Annotated in this window: 26 protein-coding genes and 1 riboswitch; of the genes, 14 read left to right on the forward strand and 12 right to left on the reverse strand. The window is 55.4% G+C overall.

Annotated features, from left to right (window positions below; all coding sequences use genetic code 11):
- Positions 1 to 118 precede the first annotated feature (118 nt).
- Both hutU and hutH read left to right on the forward strand, forming a co-directional pair.
- Positions 119 to 1,804 carry a urocanate hydratase gene (hutU, locus tag OGV75_RS12355; RefSeq protein ID WP_286480712.1) on the forward strand — a complete coding sequence of 562 codons (1,686 nt, stop codon included), beginning with the start codon at positions 119 to 121 and terminating at the stop codon, positions 1,802 to 1,804.
- A gap of 1 nt (position 1,805) precedes the next feature.
- Complete coding sequence (hutH, locus tag OGV75_RS12360; protein WP_046274627.1) at positions 1,806 to 3,326, forward strand: histidine ammonia-lyase; 1,521 nt, start codon at positions 1,806 to 1,808, stop codon at positions 3,324 to 3,326.
- A gap of 56 nt (positions 3,327 to 3,382) precedes the next feature.
- On the opposite strand, the gene OGV75_RS12365 is transcribed toward hutH, so the two are convergent.
- Positions 3,383 to 3,859, reverse strand: coding sequence for a kinase inhibitor (locus OGV75_RS12365; protein ID WP_046274628.1), 477 nt, complete (start codon positions 3,857 to 3,859; stop codon positions 3,383 to 3,385).
- Positions 3,860 to 3,916: 57 nt separating this feature from the next.
- Positions 3,917 to 5,206 (reverse strand): adenosylmethionine--8-amino-7-oxononanoate transaminase, encoded by a 1,290-nt coding sequence (gene bioA, locus OGV75_RS12370; RefSeq protein WP_046274629.1) that lies wholly within the window; start codon positions 5,204 to 5,206, stop codon positions 3,917 to 3,919.
- 76 nt (positions 5,207 to 5,282) lie between these two features.
- On the opposite strand from bioA, the gene bioB reads away from it, so the two are divergent.
- The 4 genes from bioB to bioD are packed head-to-tail and all read left to right on the forward strand — an operon-like array spanning position 5,283 to position 8,907.
- Positions 5,283 to 6,323 (forward strand): biotin synthase BioB, encoded by a 1,041-nt coding sequence (bioB, locus tag OGV75_RS12375; protein ID WP_029139462.1) that lies wholly within the window; start codon positions 5,283 to 5,285, stop codon positions 6,321 to 6,323.
- Complete coding sequence (bioF, locus tag OGV75_RS12380) at positions 6,320 to 7,477, forward strand: 8-amino-7-oxononanoate synthase (protein WP_286480716.1); 1,158 nt, start codon at positions 6,320 to 6,322, stop codon at positions 7,475 to 7,477. The genes bioB and bioF overlap by 4 nt, the downstream gene beginning before the upstream one ends.
- Positions 7,461 to 8,216 (forward strand): malonyl-ACP O-methyltransferase BioC, encoded by a 756-nt coding sequence (gene bioC / locus OGV75_RS12385; protein ID WP_286480717.1) that lies wholly within the window; start codon positions 7,461 to 7,463, stop codon positions 8,214 to 8,216. The genes bioF and bioC overlap by 17 nt, the downstream gene beginning before the upstream one ends.
- On the forward strand, positions 8,209 to 8,907 hold the full coding sequence (gene bioD / locus OGV75_RS12390; protein WP_115190797.1) for a dethiobiotin synthase: 699 nt from the start codon (positions 8,209 to 8,211) through the stop codon (positions 8,905 to 8,907). The genes bioC and bioD overlap by 8 nt, the downstream gene beginning before the upstream one ends.
- Here the strand turns inward: bioD and OGV75_RS12395 are convergent.
- The gene (locus tag OGV75_RS12395; protein WP_046274632.1) at positions 8,873 to 9,595 is read right to left on the reverse strand and encodes an ATP-binding cassette domain-containing protein; all 723 of its coding nucleotides are present in this window, start codon (positions 9,593 to 9,595) and stop codon (positions 8,873 to 8,875) included. The genes bioD and OGV75_RS12395 overlap by 35 nt on opposite strands.
- A gap of 770 nt (positions 9,596 to 10,365) precedes the next feature.
- Here OGV75_RS12395 and uvrB point away from each other — a divergent pair.
- Complete coding sequence (gene uvrB / locus OGV75_RS12400; protein ID WP_016152344.1) at positions 10,366 to 12,387, forward strand: excinuclease ABC subunit UvrB; 2,022 nt, start codon at positions 10,366 to 10,368, stop codon at positions 12,385 to 12,387.
- A 94-nt stretch (positions 12,388 to 12,481) separates the two neighbouring features.
- Here the strand turns inward: uvrB and yvcK are convergent, their stop codons facing one another.
- Positions 12,482 to 13,390, reverse strand: coding sequence for a uridine diphosphate-N-acetylglucosamine-binding protein YvcK (gene yvcK, locus OGV75_RS12405; protein WP_016152345.1), 909 nt, complete (start codon positions 13,388 to 13,390; stop codon positions 12,482 to 12,484).
- 392 nt (positions 13,391 to 13,782) lie between these two features.
- Positions 13,783 to 13,928, forward strand: a riboswitch (molybdenum cofactor riboswitch).
- Here yvcK and moaA point away from each other — a divergent pair.
- The 6 genes from moaA to OGV75_RS12435 all read left to right on the forward strand — a co-directional run bounded on the left by moaA (position 13,916) and on the right by OGV75_RS12435 (position 17,363).
- Positions 13,916 to 14,905, forward strand: coding sequence for a GTP 3',8-cyclase MoaA (gene moaA, locus OGV75_RS12410; RefSeq protein WP_065554855.1), 990 nt, complete (start codon positions 13,916 to 13,918; stop codon positions 14,903 to 14,905). It overlaps the preceding riboswitch by 13 nt.
- 19 nt (positions 14,906 to 14,924) lie before the next feature.
- Complete coding sequence (gene moaB / locus OGV75_RS12415; protein WP_016152347.1) at positions 14,925 to 15,437, forward strand: molybdenum cofactor biosynthesis protein B; 513 nt, start codon at positions 14,925 to 14,927, stop codon at positions 15,435 to 15,437.
- Between the two features lie 2 nt (positions 15,438 to 15,439).
- Positions 15,440 to 15,925, forward strand: a complete 486-nt coding sequence (gene moaC, locus OGV75_RS12420; protein ID WP_003035188.1) for a cyclic pyranopterin monophosphate synthase MoaC — start codon at positions 15,440 to 15,442, stop codon at positions 15,923 to 15,925.
- Positions 15,918 to 16,163 (forward strand): molybdopterin synthase sulfur carrier subunit, encoded by a 246-nt coding sequence (gene moaD / locus OGV75_RS12425; RefSeq protein WP_016152348.1) that lies wholly within the window; start codon positions 15,918 to 15,920, stop codon positions 16,161 to 16,163. Before moaC ends, moaD begins: the two co-directional genes overlap by 8 nt.
- A gap of 1 nt (position 16,164) precedes the next feature.
- Positions 16,165 to 16,617, forward strand: a complete 453-nt coding sequence (moaE, locus tag OGV75_RS12430) for a molybdopterin synthase catalytic subunit MoaE (protein WP_046274634.1) — start codon at positions 16,165 to 16,167, stop codon at positions 16,615 to 16,617.
- A 41-nt stretch (positions 16,618 to 16,658) separates the two neighbouring features.
- Positions 16,659 to 17,363: a Bax inhibitor-1/YccA family protein gene (locus OGV75_RS12435; protein WP_286480719.1), complete on the forward strand. Its 705-nt coding sequence runs from the start codon at positions 16,659 to 16,661 to the stop codon at positions 17,361 to 17,363.
- A gap of 39 nt (positions 17,364 to 17,402) precedes the next feature.
- Here the strand turns inward: OGV75_RS12435 and OGV75_RS12440 are convergent, their stop codons facing one another.
- Genes OGV75_RS12440 through OGV75_RS12450 form a run of 3 tightly spaced genes read right to left on the reverse strand, consistent with a single transcriptional unit; the run spans position 17,403 to position 20,364 of the window.
- On the reverse strand, positions 17,403 to 18,365 hold the full coding sequence (locus OGV75_RS12440) for a lysylphosphatidylglycerol synthase domain-containing protein (protein WP_016152350.1): 963 nt from the start codon (positions 18,363 to 18,365) through the stop codon (positions 17,403 to 17,405).
- A complete protein-coding gene (gene clsB / locus OGV75_RS12445) occupies positions 18,365 to 19,606 on the reverse strand; it encodes a cardiolipin synthase ClsB (protein ID WP_016152351.1) in 1,242 nt (413 codons plus the stop codon). Before clsB ends, OGV75_RS12440 begins: the two co-directional genes overlap by 1 nt.
- Entirely contained in the window at positions 19,603 to 20,364 is a 762-nt protein-coding gene (locus tag OGV75_RS12450) for an endonuclease/exonuclease/phosphatase family protein (RefSeq protein ID WP_286480720.1), read from the reverse strand. Before OGV75_RS12450 ends, clsB begins: the two co-directional genes overlap by 4 nt.
- Positions 20,365 to 20,495: 131 nt before the next feature.
- Here OGV75_RS12450 and OGV75_RS12455 point away from each other — a divergent pair, with 131 nt between their 5' ends.
- Positions 20,496 to 20,906 carry a YbhQ family protein gene (locus tag OGV75_RS12455; RefSeq protein WP_016152353.1) on the forward strand — a complete coding sequence of 137 codons (411 nt, stop codon included), beginning with the start codon at positions 20,496 to 20,498 and terminating at the stop codon, positions 20,904 to 20,906.
- On the opposite strand, the gene OGV75_RS12460 is transcribed toward OGV75_RS12455, so the two are convergent.
- The 5 genes from OGV75_RS12460 to cecR are packed head-to-tail and all read right to left on the reverse strand — an operon-like array spanning position 20,868 to position 26,509.
- Positions 20,868 to 21,974 (reverse strand): ABC transporter permease, encoded by a 1,107-nt coding sequence (locus OGV75_RS12460; protein WP_008784194.1) that lies wholly within the window; start codon positions 21,972 to 21,974, stop codon positions 20,868 to 20,870. The genes OGV75_RS12455 and OGV75_RS12460 overlap by 39 nt on opposite strands.
- Positions 21,975 to 21,984: 10 nt before the next feature.
- Complete coding sequence (locus OGV75_RS12465; RefSeq protein ID WP_016156059.1) at positions 21,985 to 23,118, reverse strand: ABC transporter permease; 1,134 nt, start codon at positions 23,116 to 23,118, stop codon at positions 21,985 to 21,987.
- Positions 23,111 to 24,847 (reverse strand): ATP-binding cassette domain-containing protein, encoded by a 1,737-nt coding sequence (locus OGV75_RS12470; RefSeq protein ID WP_286480721.1) that lies wholly within the window; start codon positions 24,845 to 24,847, stop codon positions 23,111 to 23,113. Before OGV75_RS12470 ends, OGV75_RS12465 begins: the two co-directional genes overlap by 8 nt.
- A complete protein-coding gene (gene hlyD, locus OGV75_RS12475; RefSeq protein WP_016156061.1) occupies positions 24,840 to 25,835 on the reverse strand; it encodes a secretion protein HlyD in 996 nt (331 codons plus the stop codon). Before hlyD ends, OGV75_RS12470 begins: the two co-directional genes overlap by 8 nt.
- Positions 25,832 to 26,509 (reverse strand): transcriptional regulator CecR, encoded by a 678-nt coding sequence (gene cecR, locus OGV75_RS12480; RefSeq protein ID WP_286480722.1) that lies wholly within the window; start codon positions 26,507 to 26,509, stop codon positions 25,832 to 25,834. The genes hlyD and cecR overlap by 4 nt, the downstream gene beginning before the upstream one ends.
- Between the last annotated feature and the right edge of the window lie 139 nt (positions 26,510 to 26,648).

The following is a 26,648-nucleotide window of genomic DNA, read 5'->3' on the forward strand; positions in this document are numbered from 1 at the left end:
GATTGCTGCCGCAGTATAATAAAATTGTATCTTTTTTGTTAAAAGCACGCTTGCGACAACTTGTATAGACAAGTATATGTTACTTATCTGTCCGATCGTTCGCGAGGAGTGCTCTACCATGTCTCATAGCAAGTACCGTCAGCAGGATATTCGTGCCCCACGCGGCACCACGTTAACGGCCAAAAGCTGGCTGACCGAAGCGCCGCTGCGCATGTTAATGAACAACCTGGATCCCGATGTGGCGGAAAATCCGCATGAGCTGGTGGTATACGGCGGGATTGGTCGCGCCGCGCGGGACTGGGAATGTTATGACGCCATCGTCAACGCGCTGACCAAACTGGAGACCGATGAGACCCTGCTGGTCCAGTCCGGTAAACCGGTTGGCGTTTTCAAAACCCATGACAATGCGCCGCGCGTACTGATTGCCAACTCCAACCTGGTGCCACATTGGGCTACCTGGGAACACTTCAACGAGCTGGACGCCAAAGGGCTGGCGATGTATGGCCAGATGACCGCCGGGAGCTGGATCTACATCGGTAGCCAGGGCATCGTGCAGGGGACTTATGAAACCTTCGTTGAGGCCGGGCGTCAGCATTATCAGGGTAACCTGAGCGGACGCTGGGTGCTGACCGCCGGGCTGGGCGGCATGGGTGGGGCGCAACCGTTAGCCGCAACGCTGGCAGGTGCTTGCTCGCTGAATATTGAGTGCCAGCAAAGCCGGATCGATTTCCGTCTGCGTACCCGCTACGTGGATGAGCAGGCGACATCGCTTGACGACGCGCTGGTGCGTATCGAAAAGTACACCCGGGAGGGTAAAGCGGTCTCCATTGCGCTATGCGCTAACGCCGCCGACGTTGTGCCGGAACTGGTGAAGCGCGGTGTGCGCCCGGATATGGTCACTGACCAGACCAGCGCCCACGATCCGCTGCATGGTTATCTGCCGTCCGGCTGGAGCTGGGAAGCGTATCAGGCGAAAGCGGTGTCCGATCCGCAGGGCACGGTACAGGCGGCGAAACGCTCAATGGCAACGCACGTCGAGGCAATGCTGGCGTTCAGCAAAATGGGCGTGCCGACGTTTGATTACGGCAACAACATTCGCCAGATGGCCAAAGAGATGGGCGTGGAAAACGCCTTTGATTTCCCCGGTTTCGTCCCTGCTTATATTCGCCCTCTGTTCTGCCGCGGCATTGGCCCGTTCCGTTGGGTGGTGCTTTCCGGCGATCCGCAGGATATTTATAAAACGGATGCCAAAGTGAAAGAGATCGTGGCTGACGATAAACATCTGCACCACTGGCTGGATATGGCGCGTGAGCGGATTAACTTCCAGGGATTACCGGCGCGTATCTGCTGGGTCGGTCTGGAATGGCGTCAAAAACTGGGGCTGGCGTTTAATGAAATGGTGCGCAGCGGTGAAGTATCTGCGCCGATTGTTATTGGCCGTGATCATCTGGATTCCGGGTCCGTCGCCAGCCCGAACCGCGAAACCGAAGCCATGCGCGACGGTTCTGATGCAGTATCCGACTGGCCGCTGCTGAACGCGCTGCTTAACACCGCCAGCGGTGCAACCTGGGTGTCACTGCATCACGGTGGCGGGGTAGGAATGGGCTTCTCCCAGCATGCCGGGATGGTGATTGTTTGCGATGGCACTGATGAAGCCGCAGCGCGTATCGCCCGGGTATTACATAACGATCCGGCTACCGGGGTGATGCGCCACGCCGACGCCGGGTATGACATTGCGGTGGAATGCGCCGTCGAAGAAGGGCTGAATTTGCCGATGGTCGCGGCGACGCAGGAGAAACGTTGATATGAACACCATGACATTAACGCCGGGTCATCTGAGCTTTGCGCAACTGCGCGACATCTGGCAGCAGCCGGTCAAACTGAGCCTGGATGCCGGGGCGATTGATGCGATCAACGCAAGCGTCGCCTGCGTCAATAATATTGTCGCTGAAGGCCGTACGGCGTATGGCATTAATACCGGCTTTGGCCTGCTGGCTCAGACCCGTATCGCCACGGAAGATTTGCAGAATTTACAGCGTTCTCTGGTGCTTTCCCATGCGGCAGGCGTTGGTGAGGCGCTCGATGACGCGATGGTTCGCCTGATTATGGTGCTGAAAATCAACAGCCTGGCGCGGGGTTTTTCGGGTATTCGTCTCAGCGTGATTGAAGCGCTGATTGCGCTGGTGAATGCCGGGGTGTATCCGCTGATCCCGGCGAAAGGGTCAGTGGGCGCATCGGGCGATCTGGCACCGCTGGCGCATATGTCTCTGACGCTGCTGGGCGAAGGTAAAGCGCGCTGGCAGGGGGAATGGCTTCCGGCGACTGAAGCGCTGAAAAAGGCCGGACTGGAGCCGATTACGCTGGAGGCGAAAGAAGGGCTGGCGCTGCTCAACGGTACCCAGGCTTCCACAGCCTTTGCGCTGCGTGGGTTAATTGAAGCCCAGGAGCTGTTCGCGTCTGCGACGGTGTGTGGGGCGCTGACCACCGAAGCGGTATTGGGCTCTCGTCGTCCGTTTGATGCCCGTATTCATGCCGCACGAGGACAGCGTGGGCAGATTGATGCCGCAGCGCTGTACCGCCATGTGTTGACCGACACCAGCGCACTTTCTCAGTCGCATCATAACTGTGAAAAAGTGCAGGATCCGTATTCTTTGCGCTGTCAGCCGCAGGTGATGGGGGCGTGCCTGACGCAAATGCGTCAGGTAATGGAGGTCTTACTGGTAGAAGCCAACGCGGTTTCCGACAACCCGCTGGTGTTTGCCGAAGAGGGCGATGTCATTTCCGGCGGCAACTTCCATGCTGAACCGGTGGCGATGGCGGCAGATAATCTGGCGCTGGCGATTGCGGAAATCGGGGCGTTATCAGAGCGACGCATTGCGCTGATGATGGACAAACATATGTCGCAGTTGCCGCCGTTCCTGGTGAAAAACGGCGGGGTGAACTCCGGCTTTATGATTGCTCAGGTAACCGCGGCCGCGCTGGCGAGCGAGAACAAAGCGCTGGCGCATCCGCACAGCGTGGACAGCCTGCCGACCTCCGCCAACCAGGAAGATCATGTGTCTATGGCGCCGGCAGCGGGCCGCAGGTTGTGGGAGATGGCGGCGAATACGCGCGGCGTGATTGCCGTGGAGTGGCTGGCGGCGTGTCAGGGGATTGACCTGCGTGAAGGGTTAACCTCAAGCCCGCTGCTGGAGCAGGCGCGCCAGGCTCTGCGCGAGCAGGTTGCCCACTATACGCAGGATCGCTTTTTTGCTCCGGATATTGAGTGCGCAACCGAACTGTTAGCCCAGGGGGCATTGTTGAAATTGTTGCCTGAATTTCTGTAGATAAGCCTTGTTTAGTAGGCCGGATGCGGCGAAGCCGACATCCGGCACAACACAGCTTAACTGAACAGCGCCGTAATCGAGGCGCTGGCGAGCGAGTGGAAGTGAACGTTAAAGCCAACCATCGCGCCGCTGGCGTCCTCATCGACATCAATACGCTCCACATCTAGCGCGTGAACCGTAAAGATATAGCGATGGGTTTCCCCCTTCGGCGGCGCAGCACCGCCATAACCTGCTTTACCAAAATCCGTACGGGTCTGAATCACTCCATCCGGCAGCGCAACCAGCCCGGAGCCGAAACCTTGCGTGAGTACGCGGGTATCTGCTGGCAGATTTACCACCACCCAGTGCCACCAGCCGGAGCCGGTTGGCGCATCAGGATCGTAGCAGGTCACGACAAAGCTTTTAGTCCCTGCGGGCACGTCATCCCACGCCAGATGCGGGGAAATATTATCCCCGTCATATCCCATGCCGTTAAAGACGTGGCGATGCGCAAGCTTTTCGCCATCGCGCAGATCGTTACTGATTAGTTTCATGCTGACTCCTCTCGTTAGCCAAAAAGTGTAGCCAGAAACCGTAGAGCTTACCGCTGATTAATCGCTAAAAAATGTTGCACTGCGCACAGCCTCGTTTACGGCCTGGGTCAGACGACGCAACTGATCGGGCTGAATAATGTACGGCGGCATCAGATAGATCAGTTTGCCAAACGGTCGTACCCACACACCCTGTTCAACAAAGAACTTCTGTAACGCCGCCATATTCACCGGATGCGTGGTTTCGATCACACCGATGGCGCCGAGTACGCGCACGTCGGCTACCCAACTGGAGTCTGCCGCCGGGGCGAGTTCTGTCCGCAGTTGCGCTTCAATAGCCGCTACCTGTGAGCGCCACTCACCGGTTTCGAGTAACGACAGGCTGGCGGAGGCGACGGCGCAGGCCAGCGGATTACCCATAAAGGTTGGACCGTGCATGAAGCATCCGGCTTCACCGTTGCTGATGGTTTCCGCGACCTGACGCGTGGTCAGGGTGGCGGAAAGGGTCATGGTTCCGCCGGTTAACGCTTTGCCCAGACACAAAATGTCCGGGGTTATGTTGGCGTGTTCACAGGCAAAAAGCTTGCCTGTACGACCAAATCCGGTGGCGATTTCATCGGCAATCAGCAGGATCCCTTCACGGTCGCACATCTTACGGATGCGTTTTAACCATTCGGGATGATACATGCGCATGCCGCCAGCGCCCTGCACAATCGGCTCAAGGATCACCGCCGCAATCTCGTGGCGATGCGCGGCCATCAGGCGGGCAAAAGGCACCATATCCAGTTCGTCCCACTCGCCGTCCATGCGGCTTTGCGGGGCGGGCGCAAACAGGTTCTCCGGCAGATAACCCTTCCACAGACTGTGCATCGAGTTGTCGGGATCGCAGACCGACATCGCGCCGAAGGTATCGCCGTGATAACCGTTTCGAAATGTCAGGAAACGCTGACGGGATTCGCCTTTGGCCTGCCAGTATTGCAGCGCCATTTTCATTGCTACTTCTACGGCGACCGAACCTGAATCCGCGAGAAAAACGCACTCCAGCGCCTCTGGCGTCATCGCCACCAACTGGCGGCACAGCGCAATGGCCGGGGCATGGGTAATGCCGCCAAACATCACATGTGACATGGCATCAATCTGCGTTTTCATCGCGGCGTTCAGCTGTGGATGATTGTAACCGTGGATCGCCGCCCACCAGGACGACATGCCGTCTATCAGCCTCTCACCGCTGGCTAAAATCAGTTCGCAACCTTCGGCACGCGCCACCGGATAAACCGGTAACGGGGAGGTCATGGAGGTGTAAGGGTGCCAGATATGGCGTTGGTCAAACGCAAGATCGTCCGTTGTCATAATCGACTTGTAAACCAAATTAAAAAGATTTAGGTTTACGAGTCTACACCAAACTCATAACGAAACGTATACCAATATGGCTCATTCTTCTCGCTGGACAATGTCGCAAGTCACCGAATTATTTGAAAAACCGCTGTTGGATCTGCTGTTTGAAGCGCAGCAGGTTCACCGTCAGCACTTTGATCCGCGGCAGGTTCAGGTCAGTACGCTGCTGTCGATTAAGACCGGTGCCTGCCCGGAAGACTGCAAATACTGCCCGCAAAGCTCCCGCTATAAAACCGGTCTGGAAACGGAACGTTTGATGGAGGTTGAACAGGTACTGGACTCAGCGCGTAAAGCGAAACAGGCCGGTTCAACGCGGTTTTGCATGGGCGCGGCGTGGAAGAATCCACACGAACGCGACATGCCTTACCTGGAACAGATGGTTCAGGGCGTCAAAGAACTGGGGCTGGAAGCGTGTATGACGCTGGGTACGCTGAACGAAAATCAGGCCCAGCGGCTGGCCAATGCGGGTCTGGACTACTACAACCATAACCTCGACACCTCGCCGGAATTCTACGGCAATATCATCACAACCCGGTCGTACCAGGAGCGCCTGGATACGCTGGATAAAGTGCGTGAGGCGGGCATTAAAGTTTGCTCCGGCGGGATTGTGGGACTGGGGGAAACGGTGACTGACCGCGCGGGTCTGTTGCTGCAATTAGCGAATCTGCCAACGCCGCCAGAAAGCGTGCCGATCAACATGCTGGTGAAAGTGAAAGGCACGCCGCTTGCCGATAACGACGATGTGGATGCCTTTGATTTTATTCGTACTATCGCCGTGGCGCGGATCATGATGCCGACTTCATATGTCCGTCTTTCAGCCGGACGCGAGCAAATGAACGAACAAACCCAGGCGATGTGCTTTATGGCCGGAGCTAACTCGATTTTCTACGGCTGCAAACTGCTGACCACGCCGAACCCGAACGAAGATAAGGATTTGCTGTTGTTTCGCAAGCTGGGTCTCAATCCGCAGCAAACGGCGGTGCTGGCAGGCGATAACGAACAGCAGCAACGCCTGGAACAGGCGCTGCGTACCCCGGATACCGACGAATACTACAACGCGGCAACCGTATGACCTGGCAGCAAAAAATAGACGATGCGTTAACGGCGCGTCGTCGTGCTGATGCGTTGCGTCGGCGCTATGCGGTGACGCAGGGCGCCGGTCGCTGGCTGCAGGCCGACGGTCGCCAGTACCTGAACTTTTCCAGCAACGACTACCTTGGCTTAAGCCACCATCCGCATATTATCTGCGCGTGGCAGCAAGGCGCTGAGCGTTTTGGCGTCGGCAGCGGCGGCTCGGGTCATGTGAGCGGTTATTCCGTTGCTCATCAGGCGCTGGAAGATGAGCTGGCGCAATGGCTCGGCTATTCACGGGCGCTGTTGTTTATCTCCGGTTTTGTCGCTAATCAGGCGGTCATTGCCGCGCTGATGGGCAAAGAGGACCGGATTGTTGCTGACCGACTCAGCCACGCCTCACTGCTGGAGGCTGCCAGCCTTAGCCCTGCCGTGCTACGTCGCTTTACCCATAACGATCCGCAACATCTGGAACGTCTGCTGACAACCCCCTGTCCGGGGCAACAACTCGTGGTCACTGAAGGTGTGTTCAGCATGGATGGCGATAGCGCACCGCTGGCGGAAATTCACGCGGTAGCAGAGCGGCAGGGCGCGTGGTTGCTGGTGGATGATGCGCACGGGATTGGCGTCAGCGGTGAGGAAGGGCGCGGCTCGTGCTCCCGACAGCAGGTGAAACCCGAGCTGTTAGTGGTGACGTTTGGCAAAGGTTTTGGCGTCAGCGGCGCAGCAATCTTGTGCTCAGACAGCGTGGCCGATTATCTGCTGCAGTTTGCCCGTCATCTGATCTACAGCACCAGTATGCCTCCGGCGCAGGCCCAGGCCTTGCGCGCCGCGCTGGAGGTGATCCGCAGCCGCGAAGGCGATGAGCGCAGAGAAAAACTGGCGATGCTGATCCAGCGTTTTCGCGCTGGGGTGAATACGCCGGACTTAACGCTGGCGCAGTCAGACAGCGCCATTCAGCCACTGATCGTGGGCGACAATCATAAAGCCTTGCAACTGGCGGAGGCATTACGTCAACAGGGATGCTGGGTGACGGCTATTCGCCCACCGACGGTGCCGGTTGGTACGGCCAGGCTGCGGCTTACGCTGACCCAGGCGCATGAAGTCCAGGATATCGATCGCTTACTGGAGGTGCTGCATGGCGCAGGTCAATAAGCAGGCGATTGCTGCCGCGTTTGGCCGCGCGGCTACTCACTATGAGCAACACGCGGAACTCCAGCGTCAGAGCGCCGATGCGTTACTGGCACGACTCGATGGTCGGGCATTCTCTCAGGTTTTAGATGCGGGCTGCGGACCCGGGCGTATGAGCCGTTACTGGCGGGAGCAGGGGAGCGAGGTCTGCGCGCTGGATCTGTCGGCGCAAATGCTGACTGAAGCGCAGCGTCACGATGTCGCCCACCGCTATCTGTTGGCGGATATTGAAGCCATTCCGCAGGCTGCTGCTACTTTCGACCTGGCCTGGAGCAATCTGGCCGTACAGTGGTGCAGTGACCTGCGCGGCGCGTTACGCGAGCTTTACCGGGTGGTGCGTCCTGGCGGGACGGTGGCGTTTAGTACCCTGGCGCAGGGGTCAATGCCGGAACTTCGTCAGGCGTGGCGAGCGGTTGATGAGCGGGAACACGCCAATCGTTTTTTGCCCGTGGAGCAACTGGAAAACGCCCTGTATGGGTGGGACGTTGAATACCAGTCTCATGCCGTCACGCTGTGGTTTGACGATGCGCTGAGCGCCATGCGCTCGCTGAAGGGCATTGGCGCGACGCATTTGCATGATGGCCGCGAGCCGCGCGTCCTCACCCGCTCACAGTTGCGCCAGCTACAGCTAGCCTGGTCCTGCCAGCAGGGGAAATATCCGCTGACCTATCATCTATTTTTGGGAGTGATTCAACGTGACTAACACTTTTTTTGTCACCGGGACGGATACCGAAGTGGGGAAAACTATCGCCAGCTGCGCGTTGCTACAGGCGGCGGGGCAGAGGGGATTGCGAACCGTCGGCTATAAGCCAGTGGCGTCGGGTAGTGAAATGACGGTTGAAGGTCTGCGTAATAGCGATGCCCTGGCATTACAGCGCAACAGCGTTGTGACGGTGGACTATGCGGCTATCAACCCCTATACCTTCGCGGAACCTACCTCACCGCATATCATCAGCGCGGACGAAGGTCGCCCCATTCAGGCCTCTGTAATGTCTGCGGGTTTACGCGCGCTGGAACAACAGGCTGACTGGGTGCTGGTGGAAGGTGCCGGCGGGTGGTTTACGCCGCTTTCGCCAACGCTGAGTTTTGCTGACTGGGTGAAAACAGAGCAGTTGCCGGTTATTCTGGTGGTTGGCGTTAAGCTCGGCTGCATCAACCACGCTATGCTGACCGCCCAGGCGGTGCAGCAGGCCGGACTGACGCTTGCCGGATGGGTCGCCAATGATGTGACGCCACCTGGCAAGCGTCATGCTGAATATATGGCAACGCTCAGGCGTGTGCTTGCGGCTCCGCTGCTGGGGGAAATTCCCTGGCTGGCAGAAGAGCCGGAGCGGGCATCGACAGGACGTTATATCGATCTTAGCGTTTTGTCTGTAGCGCCCCCCAGTCGGTGATTAGCGGGTTGCTGAGCTGTGTGATTTGCCCCTGAGCCACGTTGCGCCCACGGTGTAACAGGCAGTAGCAGTCAGCGACCCGACGAATAAACGGCAGGCTCTGCTCCGCGAGCATTATGGCGATGCCGAGCTCCTGGCCTAACCTTACAACCAGGTTCCCCAGTTTGTGGATATATGCCTGGCCACTTCCCCGCGTGGGCTCATCGAGGATCAGCAGGCGCGGGCGTGTGACCAGCGCGCTGGCGAGCGCAAGCTGGTGCTGATCATCTTCCGATAATGCCGCCCCTTTGGCCTGACGCAGTACGAACAACTGTGGAAACAGGCGGTAAATATCACTGCTGTTCATCGTTTCGCTTTCCTCAACCGCCTGACGCGCAATATGCAGATTTTCCTCTACCGTCAATTGCGAAAAAATCCGTCTCTCTTGTGAAACGTAGTTAATGCCCAGCGCGATGCGATTTGCCGCCGGAATGGGACTCAGGTCGCGCGGCGGCGCGCCAGCCTGATGCCAGAACATGGTGCCGCTTTCGATCGGTAAATTGCCGATAATGCAATTGGTCAGCGTAGTCTTTCCCATCCCTGGAAGCCCCAGCACACCGGTACATTTACCGGGCAGCAGGTCGAGATCCACATCCCATAGGGAGTGTTGATTACCGTAATAATGATTCACTGCGCGAAGACTCAACATAGATTCCTCCAGCATGATGCTATCCGCCCCACGTACAGGTCGTCGGAAGAAAATTGCAATTCTCTTGCCAGAAGAGGGATTGGGGTCAAAAAACAGCAGGAGAGTGTGCCGCGCAGGCGGTAACGTCTGGCTGGCCGGAGGGCTGGCGTTGTTTTGTGCACATTGCCAGTGCCTGGCGGTGTCGTAATGGTGCAGGCAAGAAAATGATGAAAATGCGAGCAAGATCCCGGCCATTTCAGGCCGCTTCGTTAGCTGATAAATATCAAAAAATAGCGATAAATTTTTTTTATCCCTCCGGAAAAGGGAGTGAGGGCGTTTTTGCCAGGCTACAGTCCATACGGGCTGGAGGCAGTTATCCACTATTCCTGTGGATAACCTTGTGTATTAGAGTTAGAAAACACAATGTAAGCGAGAGAAGACGCGGCCTGCGACTAAATTGATGCGAAAGACGGCTCGGGATAATAGTCATTAAATTACAGAATGTTAGATAAAATCAATGGCTGTCGCAGAAGTGTCATGCGTTGCCACAAAACTTTCATCGGGCGGCTTGACAAATGTTAAAAAAGTCATTGCTTTGGGGATAACACGTTTTTGCTGGTGTTTTATCTTGTCTGAGGCCAAATTTTAGCCTGCGGTCACGGTCATTCTGATGGCGTATCAGAAATATTCTGGTGCGTTACTGTTTTTTCATCCAGTATATTTTACTGGCAAAATATACGACTGCGAGTAAAATTACACACCTGCCCGCCCATTGCTTCAGGTAGCTGCTCATGAGTAAACCGTTCAAACTAAATTCCGCTTTTAAACCCTCTGGCGATCAGCCTGAGGCTATTCGCCGTCTGGAAGAAGGGCTGGAGGATGGTCTGGCGCATCAGACGCTGCTGGGGGTGACGGGCTCGGGGAAGACATTCACCATCGCTAACGTAATTGCGGACTTGCAGCGGCCTACCATGGTGCTGGCTCCCAATAAGACGCTGGCCGCGCAGCTGTACGGTGAGATGAAAGAGTTCTTCCCGGATAACGCGGTGGAGTATTTCGTCTCCTACTACGACTATTATCAACCGGAAGCCTACGTACCAAGTTCTGATACCTTCATCGAGAAGGATGCCTCGGTTAACGAACATATTGAGCAAATGCGTCTGTCGGCGACCAAAGCGCTGCTGGAACGTCGGGATGTCGTTGTCGTCGCGTCAGTTTCCGCTATCTATGGTTTGGGCGATCCGGATCTGTATCTGAAAATGATGCTGCACCTGACGGTGGGGATGATTATCGACCAGCGTGCGATCCTGCGCCGGCTGGCGGAACTGCAATATACCCGCAACGATCAGGCATTTCAGCGCGGAACCTTCCGCGTGCGTGGTGAAGTGATCGACATTTTCCCGGCTGAATCCGACGATATCGCGCTGCGCGTGGAACTGTTTGATGAAGAGGTCGAACGTTTATCGCTGTTTGACCCGCTTACCGGGCAGGTTGAATCCACGATTTCACGCTACACCATCTATCCTAAAACGCACTACGTGACGCCGCGCGAACGTATCGTGCAGGCGATGGAAGAAATCAAAGTTGAGCTGGCAGAGCGGCGTAAGGTCCTGCTGGCAAATAACAAACTGCTGGAAGAACAGCGGCTAAGTCAGCGTACGCAGTTCGATCTGGAAATGATGAATGAGCTGGGTTACTGCTCGGGGATTGAAAACTACTCCCGCTATCTGTCCGGGCGTGGCCCCGGCGAGCCGCCGCCGACGCTGTTTGATTACCTGCCTGCCGACGGCCTGCTGGTGGTGGATGAATCCCACGTCACTATCCCGCAAATTGGCGGTATGTATCGTGGTGACCGGGCGCGTAAAGAGACTCTGGTCGAATACGGATTCCGTCTGCCGTCGGCGCTGGATAACCGTCCGCTTAAATTTGAAGAGTTTGAAGCGCTGGCCCCGCAGACCATCTACGTCTCAGCGACGCCGGGCAACTATGAACTGGAGAAATCCGGTGATGACGTCGTCGATCAGGTAGTACGACCGACCGGCCTGCTGGATCCTATCATTGAGGTACGCCCGGTGGCGACGCAGGTTGACGATCTGCTGTCTGAGATCCGCATCCGTGCGGCGATTAACGAACGTGTGCTGGTCACTACGCTCACGAAACGGATGGCAGAGGATCTCACCGAATACCTCGAAGAGCACGGTGAGCGGGTGCGCTATCTGCACTCAGACATCGATACCGTGGAACGTATGGAAATCATTCGTGACCTGCGTCTGGGCGAGTTTGACGTGCTGGTGGGTATCAACCTGTTACGTGAGGGTCTGGACATGCCTGAGGTCTCACTGGTGGCGATTCTGGACGCAGACAAAGAAGGGTTCCTGCGTTCTGAACGTTCGCTTATTCAGACCATCGGTCGTGCGGCGCGTAATATCAACGGGAAGGCTATTCTCTACGGCGACAAAATTACCGCCTCAATGGCTAAGGCGATAGGTGAAACTGAACGCCGTCGTGAGAAACAGCAGCTCTACAACGAAGAACACGGTATTACGCCGCAGGGGCTGAACAAGAAAGTGGTCGATATTCTGGCGCTGGGTCAGAATATTGCGAAGACTAAGGCGAAAGGCAAAGGGAAGTCACGCGCAGGTGCGAAGTCTGAAATTGTCGAACTGGATATGACGCCAAAAGCGCTGCAGCAGAAGATTCATGAGCTGGAAGGGCAGATGATGCAGCATGCGCAGAATCTTGAATTTGAAGAGGCTGCGACGATCCGCGACCAGTTGCATCAGCTGCGCGAGTTGTTTATCGCGGCATCGTAAGATTGTGCCGGAGGCGGGGGAACCCCCTCATCCGGCCTGTGGGAGTAGATCGCGTTTGTAGGCCTGATAAGCGCAGCCCATCAGGTAATTCCACTTACCCCAGCGCCTGTACCGCTTTCTCCAGCGCGTAATGCAATAGCTGGCGGTCATGGCGGTAGGGAATGTCGCTGGCTTCCAGCACTTCCTGAATAACAACGCGGTCGGTAACGGTGGATACATCCACTTTCGGGCCCACAACCACCGCATCAATCACTTTCCTGCCAACGTACTGTTCAATGATTGCCAGCTTATCGTTAAGCGTCAGGCTGGCTGCTGGCAGGCTTAACTCACGACCCAGATTGCCGATGTAGACCATCGGGGCAGGTGTGCGACGTAATGCCTGCGCCAATTCGTCGAGCAGCAGGAGCGGCATCAGGCTGGTGTAAAAACTGCCGGGTCCGATCAAAATCAAATCCGCTTCGGCGATAGCTTCAACTGCCTCCCGCGTGGTGGGGACTTTTGGCGACAGCATCAGTTCCTGAGGCGGGATGGTGAGCTGATCGATATTCACTTCGCCATAGACTTCATGTCCCTGATCGTCGATAGCCATCAGATCCACCGGCAGCTCCGACATCGGAATTAAATGCGCATCAACTTTCAGCAGGCTACGAATTAAATTGATGGCTTCCAGAGGCCGCACACTGAGGTGATCGAGCGCCTTTAACATCAGATTTCCGAGGTTATGCCCGGAAAGCTCACCATTACCGCCAAAACGATACTCAAACATGGCGGATGCAACGCTGGGTTGAGTAATTAACTGGTTCAGACAGTTACGCATGTCTCCCCAGGCAATGCCTCCTTCAGAGCGACGAATACGACCTGTCGACCCGCCGTTATCGGTCGTGGTGACGATCCCCGTCAGGCGTGAACCTAAAGGGGAAAGAGAGGAGAGAACGCGTCCCAATCCATGCCCTCCGCCGAGAGCGACAACGCGGTCCAGATCTGCCAGCGTGCGAGTGCGCATATATTTTCCTGATATCAATTGATCGGCGCTACAGTAACGTAAATAGTGTGTTTTCAGCAATTATCCAGGCGGAATCTGGCGTAATTTTTTTCTGCGATCTACTCCTTTCTGACGAGATTCACCTGCTGGCAAGATGATGTATATCAATGCAAAACTGTGGTTTTTGCTTATTCTGTAGCGAAATTGCACGATCATGTCGCTATGTATGTGTTTATACAACGAAAGTGTACATGGCAAAAGCGTCATTTACACGCTAGTATCGGCATAACCACAATGTACTCTGAATAATTTGAGTTGCAGGAAGGCAGTGAGCGAGAAAATCCCCCGTAAGCGGACATAAGTACGTGACTGGGGTGAACGAATAAAGCCCACGCTTCTGCAATTTGAAGTATGACGAGAATAAACACTCTAGCCTCTGCACCTGGGTCAAATGATACGGTGCTTTGGCCGTGACAATACTTGAATAAGTTTGTCACCAGGGCGTAGGAAGAAATGACTACGTCTCCCGTATTTGGAAAGGTGTACATGGGCTCTCAACTTACCGATGCTTTCGCACGTAAGTTTTACTACTTACGTTTGTCGATTACCGATGTGTGTAACTTTCGTTGCACCTACTGCCTGCCGGATGGCTATAAGCCCGGCGGTGTCACCAATAACGGCTTTTTGACCGTTGATGAAATTCGCCGCGTCACGCGCGCGTTCGCCAGTCTGGGAACGGAAAAAGTGCGTCTGACAGGGGGCGAACCTTCATTGCGTCGCGACTTTACCGACATTATCGCCGCCGTGCGCGAAAACGATGCCATCCGTCAGATTGCGGTGACCACTAATGGTTATCGTCTGGCGCGTGATGCCGCTGCCTGGCGCGATGCCGGACTGACCGCACTTAACGTCAGCGTCGACAGCCTCGATGCCCGTCAGTTTCACGCCATTACCGGGCAGGACAAATTTCAGCAGGTGATGGCAGGCATTGACGCCGCCTTTGATGCGGGTTTTGAAAAAGTGAAAGTCAATACCGTGCTGATGCGCGACGTAAACCATCATCAACTGGACACCTTCCTGGCGTGGGTTCAGCCCCGTCCTATCCAACTACGCTTTATTGAACTGATGGAAACGGGTGAGGGTAGCTCTCTCTTCCGTAAACACCATATCTCAGGCCAGGTCCTGCGCGATGAGCTGCTGCGTCGCGGCTGGATCCACCAGATCCGACAGCGCAGCGACGGCCCGGCTCAGGTTTTCTGTCATCCTGACTATGCTGGTGAAATTGGTCTGATCATGCCTTATGAGAAAGACTTCTGCGCCACCTGCAACCGTCTGCGCGTTTCCTCTGTCGGCAAGCTGCATCTGTGTTTATTTGGTGAAGGCGGCGTAAGCCTGCGTGATTTGCTGGAAGATGACGCTCAGCAGTCGGCGCTGGAAGAACGCATTTCAGCCGCGCTGCTGGAGAAAAAGCAGACTCATTTCCTGCATCAGAACAATACCGGTATTACGCAAAACTTATCTTACATTGGCGGCTGATCGCTAAAAGGAGTTTTTCATGAGTCAGGTAAGCGCTGAATTTATCCCGACACGCATTGCTATTCTTACTGTTTCCAACCGTCGCGGCGAAGAAGATGACACCTCCGGCCATTATCTGCGTGACTCGGCGCAAGAGGCGGGTCATCAGATTGTCGACAAGGCGATTGTCAAAGAGAACCGCTACGCCATTCGCGCCCAGGTTTCTGCATGGATTGCCAGTGAGGATGTGCAGGTTGTGCTCATTACAGGCGGCACGGGCTTAACCGAAGGGGACCAGGCGCCAGAAGCGCTGCAACCGCTGTTCGACAGAGAAGTCGAAGGGTTTGGTGAAGTATTCCGTATGCTGTCGTTTGAAGAGATTGGCACCGCGACGCTGCAATCCCGGGCGATTGCCGGAGTGGCCAACAAAACGTTGATTTTCGCCATGCCGGGGTCGACTAAAGCGTGTCGTACCGCATGGGAAAATATCATTGCGCCGCAGCTCGATGCCCGTACGCGTCCGTGTAATTTCCACCCACATTTGAAGAAATAAGTATGTCGCAACTGACTCATATTAACGCCGCTGGCGAAGCGCATATGGTGGATGTCTCCGCCAAAGCGGAAACCGTACGCGAGGCGCGTGCAGAAGCATTCGTGACCATGCGTAGCGAAACGCTGGCGATGATTATCGACGGCAGCCACCATAAGGGCGACGTTTTCGCCACGGCGCGTATTGCCGGTATTCAGGCCGCCAAACGGACCTGGGATCTTATCCCGCTGTGCCATCCGCTGATGTTGAGCAAGGTTGAAGTTAATCTGCACGCCGAGCCGGAACACAACCGCGTACGCATTGAAACGCTGTGTCGCCTGACCGGGAAAACCGGCGTCGAAATGGAAGCGTTAACGGCGGCCTCCGTGGCAGCGTTGACCATCTACGATATGTGCAAAGCGGTGCAAAAGGATATGGTAATTGGTCCGGTGCGTTTGCTGGCTAAAAGCGGCGGCAAATCGGGAGATTTTAAGGTGGATGCGCATGATTAAGGTTCTTTTCTTTGCTCAGGTACGGGAATTGGTGAACACGGATGCGATAGAAGTCGCCGCTGAGTTTGCAACGGTAGAAGCGCTGCGCCGGAGTCTTGCGGCAAAAAGCGATCGCTGGGCGTTGGCGCTGGAAGACGGCAAGCTGCTGGCCGCGGTAAACCAGACGCTGGTCAGTTTTGACCATCCCCTTAATGCGGGTGACGAAGTGGCTTTCTTCCCACCGGTAACCGGAGGCTAAGATGGCTGAAACGCGAATTGTTGTTGGTCATGCGCCGTTCAGCGTCGGGGATGAGTATCCCTGGCTGGCCGAACGCGATGAAGATGGCGCGGTGGTCACTTTCACCGGTAAAGTCCGCAATCACAATCTCGGCGATAGCGTGCAGGCGTTAACGCTGGAACACTATCCGGGAATGACCGAAAAAGCGCTGGCGGAGATTGTCGACGAAGCGCGTGCGCGCTGGCCGCTGGGACGAGTAACGGTCATTCATCGCATTGGCGAACTGTGGCCGGGTGACGAAATCGTTTTTGTTGGCGTGACCAGTGCGCATCGCAGCAGCGCGTTTGATGCCGGGCAGTTCATTATGGATTATCTGAAAACCCGCGCACCGTTCTGGAAGCGCGAGGCCACGCCAGAAGGTGAGCGCTGGGTTGATGCCCGCGACAGCGATAAGCTAGCAGCAAAACGCTGGTAGAGTACAATTGGTGTAGGCTCATACTGATTCAGGAGATTGTCATGGACCGATTCCCACGATCCGATTCTATTGTACAGGCCCGTTCCGGCCTGCAAACGTATATGGCGCAGGTGTACGGCTGGATGACCTGCGGATTGTTGCTGACGGCGTTTATCGCCTGGTATGCAGCAAATACGCCCGCGGTGATGATGTTTGTCTTCTCCAGCAAAATCACCTTCTTTGGACTGATCATTGCCCAGCTAGCGCTGGTGTTCGTCCTGTCCGGCATGGTGCAAAGGCTCAGCGCGGGAATGGCGACCACGCTGTTTATGCTCTATTCGGTATTAACCGGGCTGACGCTATCAAGCATTTTTATCGTCTATACCTACTCGTCTATCGCCAGCACCTTCGTGGTCACCGGCGGGATGTTCGGGATCATGAGTTTGTACGGCTACACCACCAAACGCGATCTCAGCGGTTTCGGCAATATGCTGTTTATGGCGCTGATTGGTATTGTGCTGGCCTCGCTGGTTAACTTCTGGTTGAAGAGCGAAGCGCTGATGTGGGCGGTGACCTATATTGGGGTGATTGTGTTTGTCGGCCTGACCGCTTATGACACGCAGAAGCTGAAAAATATCGGTGAGCAGATCGACCTGCGTGACAGCTCAAATCTGCGTAAATACGCAATTCTTGGGGCCTTAACGCTGTATCTGGACTTCATCAACCTGTTCCTGATGCTGCTGCGTATCTTCGGCAATCGTCGTTAACTCTCTGTTGCCGGATGGCGTAAGCCGCCATCCGGTGAATCATTTCGCCATCGCCTTCTCGTTTTTTACCCGCAACTTTTTCGCACGACTCTCCAGCAGCAAATAGCACATCAGCGCCAGCAGCAGCGGAATAAAATAGTACAGCACGCGATATGCGAGCAGGGCGGCAATGATTGTCCCCTGAGAGGTGTTCTCTCCCGCCAGCAGCGCCATAAAGACCGCCTCCAGCACGCCAATCCCCGCCGGAATATGCACGATAACACCGGCGATACTGCTCACCAGCAGCACGCCCAGCACGAAGAAATAGTTGATATTCTGACCCAGCAACAGCCAGATAATCGCCCCCATTACCATCCAGTTAGTACCGGATATCGCCATTTGCGCGAGGGCAAATTTCCAGGAGGGCAGCACCAGTTTTTGGCCCTTGATGGTGATGTGGCGATGTTTAGCGAAAGCGCAAAACCACAGATAAACAACAATCATCAGCAGCAGCGCAATGCCTAAGAGGCGTAGCGTACCTTCATCGATATACCAGTGCGCGGGCAGTTCAACGACGCCGAAGGTGAAAATAAAACCGCCCAGCAGAATATAGCCCAGCCAGTTGGTGGTAATGCTCAGTGAAAAAATTCGCGTAATTGTGCTCCCCGGTAACCCGAGACGCGAGTAGAGACGATAACGCATCCCAATACCGCCCACCCATGTGCTTAACGTCAGGTTGAAGGCGTAACAGATAAACGACACCAGCATGACCTGGCGTTTTGCCAGCTTGTGCCCGCAGTAGTAGCGCCCGAGCAGGTCATAGCAGCCGTAAAGTAAATAACTGACGATCACCAGCCCTACGGCGCTGAGCAGGGCGATCCGATTGTAATCGCGAATTACCGTCCACACTTCCTGCCAGTTGACCTTACTGGCATAAACGACCAGCAATACGATGACCGCAATAAAAAATAGCCATGTGAGGATCTTTTTCGCTAAGCGCCAGCGTCGGTGGTTTTTTGGCATCAGGTTTCCCCTCCTGCATCCTCAGTTGGAATACGATCCTGGGTTTCCAGAGTTGGCTGTGCGGGTGGTTCTACCTCGGCCAGATGCGGGGTATGCGCCGGTAGCCAGCCGACCAGCGCCGGGAAGTGGCGTAAAAAGTGGAAGGCCAGCACGCTTTTGGTCAGGTTCCACCAGGTGCGTTTTGGCAGCATTGATTCATCAACTCGCTTGCAGTCCTGCGCAATAATGGGGTTCAGGTTGTCACGCAGGGTCTGGTTAAACGTGCGGTCATGAATAATAAGATTTGCCTCCAGATTGAGCGACAGACTGAGCGGGTCGAGATTGCTGGAACCTACCGTCGCCCAATGATCGTCCATTAGCGCGACTTTACCATGCAGGGGCTTACGCCGGTATTCATAGACATGGACGCCGCCTTTAACCAGATAGTTATACAGCAGGCGGGCACCCACTTTCACAATCGGCATATCCGGTTCACCCTGGACGATGAGTTTTACCCGAACACCGCGTCGCGCAGCTTTTCGTAGGGCATGCAGCAGGCGATAACCCGGAAAGAAATAGGCATTGGCAATGATCACTTCTCGCCGGGCCTGGGTCAGCATTTTCAAATAGTGGCGTTCAATATCATCGCGATGCTCTTCGTTATCGCGCCAGACAAACAGCGCCTGCGCTTCGCCAGGCCGATGATTCTCAATTGCCCGGTGATGACGTCGCCACCAGCGTCGTACGGCGCTCTGTCCCGGTAAGTTATCCAGCACGAATTTCAGGATGTCGGCCACGACAGGACCTTCCACGCGAACGGCATAATCCTGCTTGGCCTCGGGACCGTAATCAGACATGTGTTCAGCGGAATAATTAATACCGCCGACAAAGGCAACACGGTCATCAATGACCACAATTTTGCGATGCATACGGCGAAAGAGATTGGTGCGCATACCGAACAGACGCGGGCGCGGATCGTAGTAGCGGAAAACAACGCCAGCTACGGTCAACTCTTCGACAAAACTGTCGCTAAGATCCGGCGAACCGTAACCGTCCAGCAGCACCTCTGCTTTGATTCCGCGCTGGGCGGCTCCGAGCAAGGCGGCATGCAGCTGTTTTCCGACCGCATCTTCAAACCAGATAAAGGTCTCAAGGATAATTTTTTGCTGTGCCTGTTCAATGGCGTCAAAGACGGCGGGATAGTATTGATCGCCGTTTTCCAGCAGTTGAATTTGATTGCCTTCACGCCAGCCATTTTTCATAAATGAATCTCCGCACTCAGGGGGGCATGATCGGACAAATGTCGCCAGTGACGCAGCGCCAGCGTCGTTGGGGTACTGGCATTCGCGTTTTTCACGTAGATCCTGTCCAGACGCAGCAGGGGAAACTGCACCGGAAACGTCCGCGCCGGGCGACCGTGGGCGCGGGTAAAAATCTCGTCAAGGCCGGCCCTGGCTTTCAGCGGGTGATTGGCCGTTTGCCGCCAGTCGTTAAAATCTCCGGCGATCACCACGGGCTCCGCGTCGGGCAGGGCATTGACCCAGTCAGCCAGCATAGCGAGCTGGGCCTGACGGTGTGCTTCACGCAAACCGAGATGCACGCACATGACATGAATTGGGTGCGAGAGCATTGGCGGCACGATGCGGCAGTAGAGGACCCCGCGCTTTTCACTCGCGCCGACGGACACATCGCGATTTTCATAATGTTCAATAGGATAACGCGACAACACCGCGTTACCGTGATGCCCTTGCGGGTACACGGCGTTACGCCCGTAGGCGAAGTCGCTCCACATGGTGTCCGCCAGAAATTCGTAGTGGGTGGTATCCGGCCAGTTCTCAATCTGCAGCGAGTGAGCATCGTGCGCGCCCATAACTTCCTGTAGGCACACAATGTCTGCACCGACCGTTCTGACAGCCTCCCGTAGCTCAGGCAAAATAAAACGCCGGTTGAAGGCGGTGAACCCTTTGTGAGTATTAATGGTGAGCACATTGAATGAAAATTGAACTCCTGATCCGTTCATGAGCCTCCCGTTGGCGTCACTTCCTAAATAAAATAGTGTAGTCGTCGTCACAAAAAGATGCGGTGTTGCGGAATTTTCCGTAAAGTCCGGTACTCTGAATAATTAGTTGAAAATCCTTCAGGAGAAAAGCCATGAGGTGGCAACAACGTGTTCGTGTCGCAACGGGTCTAAGTTGCTGGCAGATTGTGTTGCATTTACTGGTAGTGGCGTTGCTGGTAATGGGCTGGATGAGCGGTACGCTGGTGCGCGTCGGCCTGGGATTATGCGTCGTTTACGGCGTAACGGTTTTATTAATGCTGGCCTTGCAACGTCACCATGAACAGCGCTGGCGCGACGTAGCTGATGTGCTGGAAGAACTGACTACCACGTGGTATTTCGGTGCCGCGATGATCGTACTGTGGTTGCTGTCGCGCGTGCTGCAAAACAACGTCTTGCTGGCCCTGGCGGGGCTGGTGATCCTTGCCGGACCCGCCGTGGTCTCGCTGTTGGCGAAAGACAAAAAGCTACATCACCTTGCGTCTAAACATCGCATACGCCGCTGAGCCGGTCGTGGCCGCTATCACCAACAGCGGCCACAAACTTCCCCACACAATCTGCAGACTCGCATCCTTCAGGTAAATCTGTTTCGTGATGTCCGTAAAATGGCGGATTGGGTTTATCCACGTCAGATTCTGTAGCCAGACCGGCATATTTTCGACCGGCGATACGTAGCCTGAAAGTAAAATCGCCGGCATCATAAACACAAACACGCCGATAAACGCCTGCTGCTGGGTGGCACACAGTGATGAAATCAGCAGACCAAAGCCGACCAGCGACAGCCCGTAAATCACCATCGTGAAATAGAACAACCCCAGTGAACCGGCAAACGGGATGTGATAAGCCCAGATGCCGATCGCCAGCACAATGGTGGCCTGAAACGTTGCCACAATTAACGCGGGCACCGCTTTACCGATGAATATCTGCCAGGTGGTAAGCGGGGAGACCAGCAACTGATCCAGCGTGCCTTGCTCGCGCTCGCGGGCAACCGAGAGCGAAGTGACGATCATGACGCCGATGGTGGTGATCATGGCGATCAGCGACGGAACCACAAACCATTTGTAATCCAGATTCGGGTTATACCAGTTACGCACCACCAGCTCGCTGTTGTTCGGTTTCGGCTTGCCGTCCATCAGCTCCTGCTGATACTCCTTAACGATTTGTTGCAGGTAATTCGCGGCAATTTGCGCACTGTTAGAGTTACGCCCGTCGAGAATAATCTGCATGGGAGCCTGCTGGAAAGTATCCAGATTACGCGAAAAGTTGGCCGGGAAGCGCACCAGCAACAGGGCTTTTTGCGTGTCGATGGTGGGCTGGATCTCCTGCGGGCTTTTCAGCAGCAGAACGTGCGTAAAGGCGCTGGCGCGAGCGAAGCGCTGGGTTAGTTCCACCGAATGTTTACCGTTGTCTTCGTTATAGATAGCGATAGTGGCGTTGGTGACTTCCAGCGTGGCCGCGAACGGGAACAGAATAACCTGAATCAGCACCGGTAAAATCAGAATGGCTCGCGTCTGCGGTTCACGTAACAGCGATTGCAGCTCTTTACGAATTAATGTCCATAAGCGATGAAACATGCCCGTCCCCTTAATCCAGCCGACGTTTGGTTTTAAGCCACGTCAGGCCAATAAACATCACCGCCGAAGCGATTAAAAACAGCACGTTGATAATCAGTACCACCGGAATATTTCCCGCCAGAAACAGGCTTTGTAGGGTGCTGACGAAATAACGAGCCGGAATAATATAGGTTACTGCCCGGATAATCGCCGGCATGCTGTCTATCTGGAAGATAAAACCCGACAGCATAATCGAGGGCAGGAAGGCGGCGTTTAGCGCGACCTGCGCAGCGTTAAACTGATTGCGGGTGATGGTGGAGATAAGCAACCCCATGCCGAGCGTGCTGAGCAGAAACAGGCTGGTAATGAAAAACAGGATCAGCAACGAACCGCGATAAGGCACGCCGAGAATAAACACCGACACCAGCATACACAGCAGCATCGCCAGCATGCCCAGAAAGTAATAGGGGATCAGTTTACACAGCAGCAGTTCGACGCGGGTGACTTCGGTAGACAACAGCGCTTCCATGGTTCCGCGCTCCCATTCGCGCGCCACCACTAATGAGGTGAGGATAGCGCCAATAACCGTCATGATGATGGTTACCGCCCCGGGAATAATAAAATGTTGGCTGATGGCCGCCGGGTTAAACCAGTAGCGTGTCTGCACGTCGATCAAAGGTTCAAATGATTCTCCGCGATCTTCCGCCCGCTGTTGTTGCCAAATCTGCCAGATGCCTTCGACATAACCCTGCACAAAGTTAGCGGTATTCGGTTCACTGCCGTCGGTGATCACCTGGATCGGCGCCACGTCGTTGGGGCGCGCCATCTGCTGGGCGAAATCCACCGGGATCACCACCAGCCCGCGAATGCGCCCGGCCTGCATTTTCTCAATCAATTCCTGACGGTTATCGCTGATGGTGGCGTCAATATACGGTGAACCGGTCATGGTATGGGTAAAATCCAGCGCCTCTTCGCTTTGCTGTTCGAGCAAAATCCCTACCCGCAGCTTGCTGGAGTCGAGGTTGATCCCGTAGCCGAAGATAAACAGCAGCAGCAGCGGGATTACCACCGCAATCAGCCAACTGCTGGGATCGCGGACGATCTGGCGCGTCTCTTTCACGCACAGCGCGCGTACGCGACGCCAGGAGAGAACGGAGTTACTCATGCGTATGCTCCTTATCCCAGTCATTGATTAGCGTGATAAACGCCTGTTCCATGGTCGGGTCTGGCGTCTCACTGTCAGCAGCCTGAGCTTTCAGGTCGTCCGGCGTACCGCTGGTAATCAATTTGCCGCGATACACCAGCCCGATGCGATCGCAGTATTCTGCCTCATCCATAAAGTGGGTGGTCACCATCACCGTGACGCCTTTTTCCACCATGCTGTTGATATGTAACCAGAACTCCCGACGGGTGAGCGGATCGACCCCGGAAGTGGGTTCATCGAGGAACAGAATGTCGGGTTCATGCATCAGCGAACAGGCCAGCGCCAGGCGCTGTTTAAAGCCCAGCGGCAGTTCGTCGGTGGCGTGGGAGGCGATACTCTTCAGGCCGAATGCCTCGCTCATCCGCTCGATTTTCTCCTTCTGCGCCCGACCGCGCAGGCCGTAGACGCCGGAGAAAAAGCGCAGATTCTGTTCAACCGTCAGGTTGCCATAGAGGGAGAATTTCTGTGCCATATAACCCAGATGCTGGCGCGCTTTACCGGAGCTGACCTTCAGGTCCATGTCCAGCACCAGCGCTTTACCCGAAGTGGGGACCAGCAGGCCGCACATCATTTTAAAGGTAGTGGATTTGCCCGCGCCGTTGGGTCCTAACAAACCAAAAATCTCGCCGCGCTGCACGGCAAAGTCTACGTGGTCGGTAGCGGCAAAATCGCCAAATTTTTTGGTCAGCGCTTTGGCTTCGATCACCGTTTCACCAGGCGTGCCTTCCACGGTATGCAGGATAGCGCCCAGCGGGGACTCCGATGTTCCGGCCCCGCCGAGTAAATCGATAAAGGCATCCTCGAAGCGGGGGGCGGTTTCGTTGATGGTTATCTCCGGCATGCCGTCAGCGTTTTGAATCTGCTGGGCCGTCGCTTCTTTTTTCAGGATTAAGCGGACGGATTTCCCCTGAATCATCCCGTCGCTAACCTGCGGCAGTTTTAACGTGCGTTGCAGCAGTCGGCGGTTATTTTCCTGCGAACTGCTCATCAGGAAGCTGCGACCCGACATGGTTTGCGTAAGCTGAGTGGGATCGCCCTGATACAGCAATTCACCTTCGTTCATCAGCAGCACATCACGGCATTGTTCAGCTTCATCCAGATACGACGTGCTCCAGAGGATCAGCATGCCGTCCCCGGCCAGTTCATGAACCATTTGCCACAGTTCGCGGCGGGAAATAGGGTCGACGCCTACGCCAGGCTCATCCAGCAGCAACACGCTGGGTTCACCGACCAGCGTACAGGCAAGTCCGAGCTTCTGTTTCATGCCGCCGGAAAGCTTGCCGGCCAGTCGTCCGGTAAACGGCCCCAGTGAGGTAAATTCCAGTAGCCGGGCAAAGGTTTTTTCTCGCGCTTCACCGGTAACGCTACGTAAATCTGCATAGAGATTGAGGTTCTCCATGACGGTCAAATCTTCATACAGACCAAATTTCTGCGGCATGTACCCCAGTACCGCATGCAGCACGCTGTCGTCTTTGATGGGATCAAAACCAATCACCGTTGCGCTACCGGCGTCGGGTTTCAACAGCCCTGCCAGCATTCGCATCAGCGTGGTTTTGCCAGCGCCATCCGGCCCGACCAGCCCGGTCACGTAGCCCGCATGAACGGTACAGTCGAGCGGGGCGACAGCCGGTTTATCCATTCCGGCAAAGTTTTTCGTCAGTCCATTCAGCGTAATGACGGCGTCATTCATGCCGTGCCTCATCGCTGAACTTTATCGTTACCGGCATTCCCTGGCGCAGCGCATCGTCCGCGTCGGTCACCACAATACGCAGGCGATAAACCAGGTCGGTGCGCAGGTCAGGGGTCTCGACTGTTTTTGGGGTAAACTCGGCGGTGGGCGACACGAAGCCGATTTTACCGTGATACGGTTTGTCCGGACGGCCATCGGTGTAAAGCAGGATTTCGCGTCCTGGCTGCGCCTGGCTCAGATTTCGTTCGTCAACGTAGGCGCGAACCCATACCGGACGCGTGAGTGACAGCGTCAGTACCGTGCCCCCTTCGTTCAGCATGCTGCCGGGTTCGACCGCACGGGTGAGTAACGTGCCGTCAGACGGCGAGGTCAGCGTGGTGTCATGCAAATTAAGCTCTGCCTGGGCCAGCTCGGCCTGAGCTTGTTCGAGCGTGGCTTTCGCCTGCTCGATGTCCTGCACACGATTACCGCTGCGGTATTGGCTGAGTTTATCCTGTGCGGATTTCAGAGAGGCCAGCGCCTGATCGCGTGATGAACGGGCGTTTTCCAGATCGTTGGCGGAGATAGTGCGGCTTTTCCACAATCCCACCTGCCGATTGTAAAAGTTTTGCGCGTAATCATAGGCTGCCTGCGCCTGTTTGACTGCCGCTGCGGTTTGCGCGATCTCCTCTTCACGATACCCTGCCAGCATCAGATCGTATTGCGCCTGGGCGGCGGCAACATTCGCTTTTGCCTGCATTAATGCGTTTTCATACGGTGCTCGGTCCAGTTCGCCCAGCACCTGACCGGCGGTAATGGCATCGCCTTCGTCAACCGCCAGCGAGGCCAGCCTGCCGCCGACGCGAAAACTCAGGTTGACGCTACGGATATCGACATTGCCGTACAGCGTCAGACCGTTATCTTGCCGACTTTGATACCACCACGTTCCACCGGCAATCACGGCAACGAGGGCCGCGATGACCAGCCCGAGAACGACAGGTTTTTTCATGACTCCTGACTCCTTTGCGTTAAACCTTGCAGAATAAGATCGATGTGACAGGTGATCGTTTGGTCAATCAGCGCGGTTTTATCCTCATCAAATTGTGACCAGCCCGTACGCAACAGAATGGTTTCTTTCCCCAGACGAAAGGCCAGTACCTCGCCGAGTAGGGCGTGGGTGTGCAGGATCATTCGGGTATCGTTGGCATCGCCGCCGGTATAGGCAGCAATCAGGCGCGTCAGGTGAGTATGTAGCGGATTGATAACCTGGTCGTGCACCAGTTGATAAGCCGCGGTGGGGGAAAGCTGTTCGCGCGAAATAAATTTGCTCAGGTTAACGGTATCGTCCTGGGTTAACAGCATGATCATATTTTTGCAGGCGCGGAGGATCAGTTCGCGCATCGCGCCACGATCCGGTTCCGGCTGAGCAAACAGACGCTCGGCTTCTTCAGCGTGCGGGCGAAACTGTGAGCCGATAAAATCCGCAATCCACTGGGCGCAGGCGAGATATAAATCCTCTTTTGAGCCAAAATAGTAGGTGATAGCAGCAATATTTTGCCCGGCCTGCGCGGCGATATCGCGCGTTGTGGCGTGCAGACCATACTCGCCAAACTGCGCCAGCGCGGCGGCAATGAGCTGATTTTTCGCCTGTTCACCTTTGGTTGTCATGGTGGGTGTATTCATAGCACGACTCAGATCTTAATCAATCGATTGATTAAGATTATGACTGATGTGTAACCTTGTCCAGTCCGGACCGTTATTTTTCAGCGCAGGGATAATTTATGCGGCATATCACAAAAACTGCTACACTCCGCCCCTTCAT

The organism is Citrobacter sp. Cb028 (genome assembly GCF_030336705.1).
In the GTDB taxonomy this organism is placed as follows: Bacteria; Pseudomonadota; Gammaproteobacteria; order Enterobacterales; family Enterobacteriaceae; genus Citrobacter; species Citrobacter braakii.

Coding starts and splice junctions, on each gene's coding strand:
- hutU (WP_286480712.1), top strand. CDS start 119: ATGTCTCATAGCAAGTACCGTCAGCAGGATATTCGTGCCCCACGCGGC.
- hutH (WP_046274627.1), top strand. CDS start 1,806: ATGAACACCATGACATTAACGCCGGGTCATCTGAGCTTTGCGCAACTG.
- OGV75_RS12365 (WP_046274628.1), bottom strand. CDS start 3,859: ATGAAACTAATCAGTAACGATCTGCGCGATGGCGAAAAGCTTGCGCAT.
- bioA (WP_046274629.1), bottom strand. CDS start 5,206: ATGACAACGGACGATCTTGCGTTTGACCAACGCCATATCTGGCACCCT.
- bioB (WP_029139462.1), top strand. CDS start 5,283: ATGGCTCATTCTTCTCGCTGGACAATGTCGCAAGTCACCGAATTATTT.
- bioF (WP_286480716.1), top strand. CDS start 6,320: ATGACCTGGCAGCAAAAAATAGACGATGCGTTAACGGCGCGTCGTCGT.
- bioC (WP_286480717.1), top strand. CDS start 7,461: ATGGCGCAGGTCAATAAGCAGGCGATTGCTGCCGCGTTTGGCCGCGCG.
- OGV75_RS12395 (WP_046274632.1), bottom strand. CDS start 9,595: ATGTTGAGTCTTCGCGCAGTGAATCATTATTACGGTAATCAACACTCC.
- uvrB (WP_016152344.1), top strand. CDS start 10,366: ATGAGTAAACCGTTCAAACTAAATTCCGCTTTTAAACCCTCTGGCGAT.
- yvcK (WP_016152345.1), bottom strand. CDS start 13,390: ATGCGCACTCGCACGCTGGCAGATCTGGACCGCGTTGTCGCTCTCGGC.
- moaA (WP_065554855.1), top strand. CDS start 13,916: ATGGGCTCTCAACTTACCGATGCTTTCGCACGTAAGTTTTACTACTTA.
- moaB (WP_016152347.1), top strand. CDS start 14,925: ATGAGTCAGGTAAGCGCTGAATTTATCCCGACACGCATTGCTATTCTT.
- moaC (WP_003035188.1), top strand. CDS start 15,440: ATGTCGCAACTGACTCATATTAACGCCGCTGGCGAAGCGCATATGGTG.
- moaD (WP_016152348.1), top strand. CDS start 15,918: ATGATTAAGGTTCTTTTCTTTGCTCAGGTACGGGAATTGGTGAACACG.
- moaE (WP_046274634.1), top strand. CDS start 16,165: ATGGCTGAAACGCGAATTGTTGTTGGTCATGCGCCGTTCAGCGTCGGG.
- OGV75_RS12435 (WP_286480719.1), top strand. CDS start 16,659: ATGGACCGATTCCCACGATCCGATTCTATTGTACAGGCCCGTTCCGGC.
- OGV75_RS12440 (WP_016152350.1), bottom strand. CDS start 18,365: ATGCCAAAAAACCACCGACGCTGGCGCTTAGCGAAAAAGATCCTCACA.
- clsB (WP_016152351.1), bottom strand. CDS start 19,606: ATGAAAAATGGCTGGCGTGAAGGCAATCAAATTCAACTGCTGGAAAAC.
- OGV75_RS12450 (WP_286480720.1), bottom strand. CDS start 20,364: ATGAACGGATCAGGAGTTCAATTTTCATTCAATGTGCTCACCATTAAT.
- OGV75_RS12455 (WP_016152353.1), top strand. CDS start 20,496: ATGAGGTGGCAACAACGTGTTCGTGTCGCAACGGGTCTAAGTTGCTGG.
- OGV75_RS12460 (WP_008784194.1), bottom strand. CDS start 21,974: ATGTTTCATCGCTTATGGACATTAATTCGTAAAGAGCTGCAATCGCTG.
- OGV75_RS12465 (WP_016156059.1), bottom strand. CDS start 23,118: ATGAGTAACTCCGTTCTCTCCTGGCGTCGCGTACGCGCGCTGTGCGTG.
- OGV75_RS12470 (WP_286480721.1), bottom strand. CDS start 24,847: ATGAATGACGCCGTCATTACGCTGAATGGACTGACGAAAAACTTTGCC.
- hlyD (WP_016156061.1), bottom strand. CDS start 25,835: ATGAAAAAACCTGTCGTTCTCGGGCTGGTCATCGCGGCCCTCGTTGCC.
- cecR (WP_286480722.1), bottom strand. CDS start 26,509: ATGAATACACCCACCATGACAACCAAAGGTGAACAGGCGAAAAATCAG.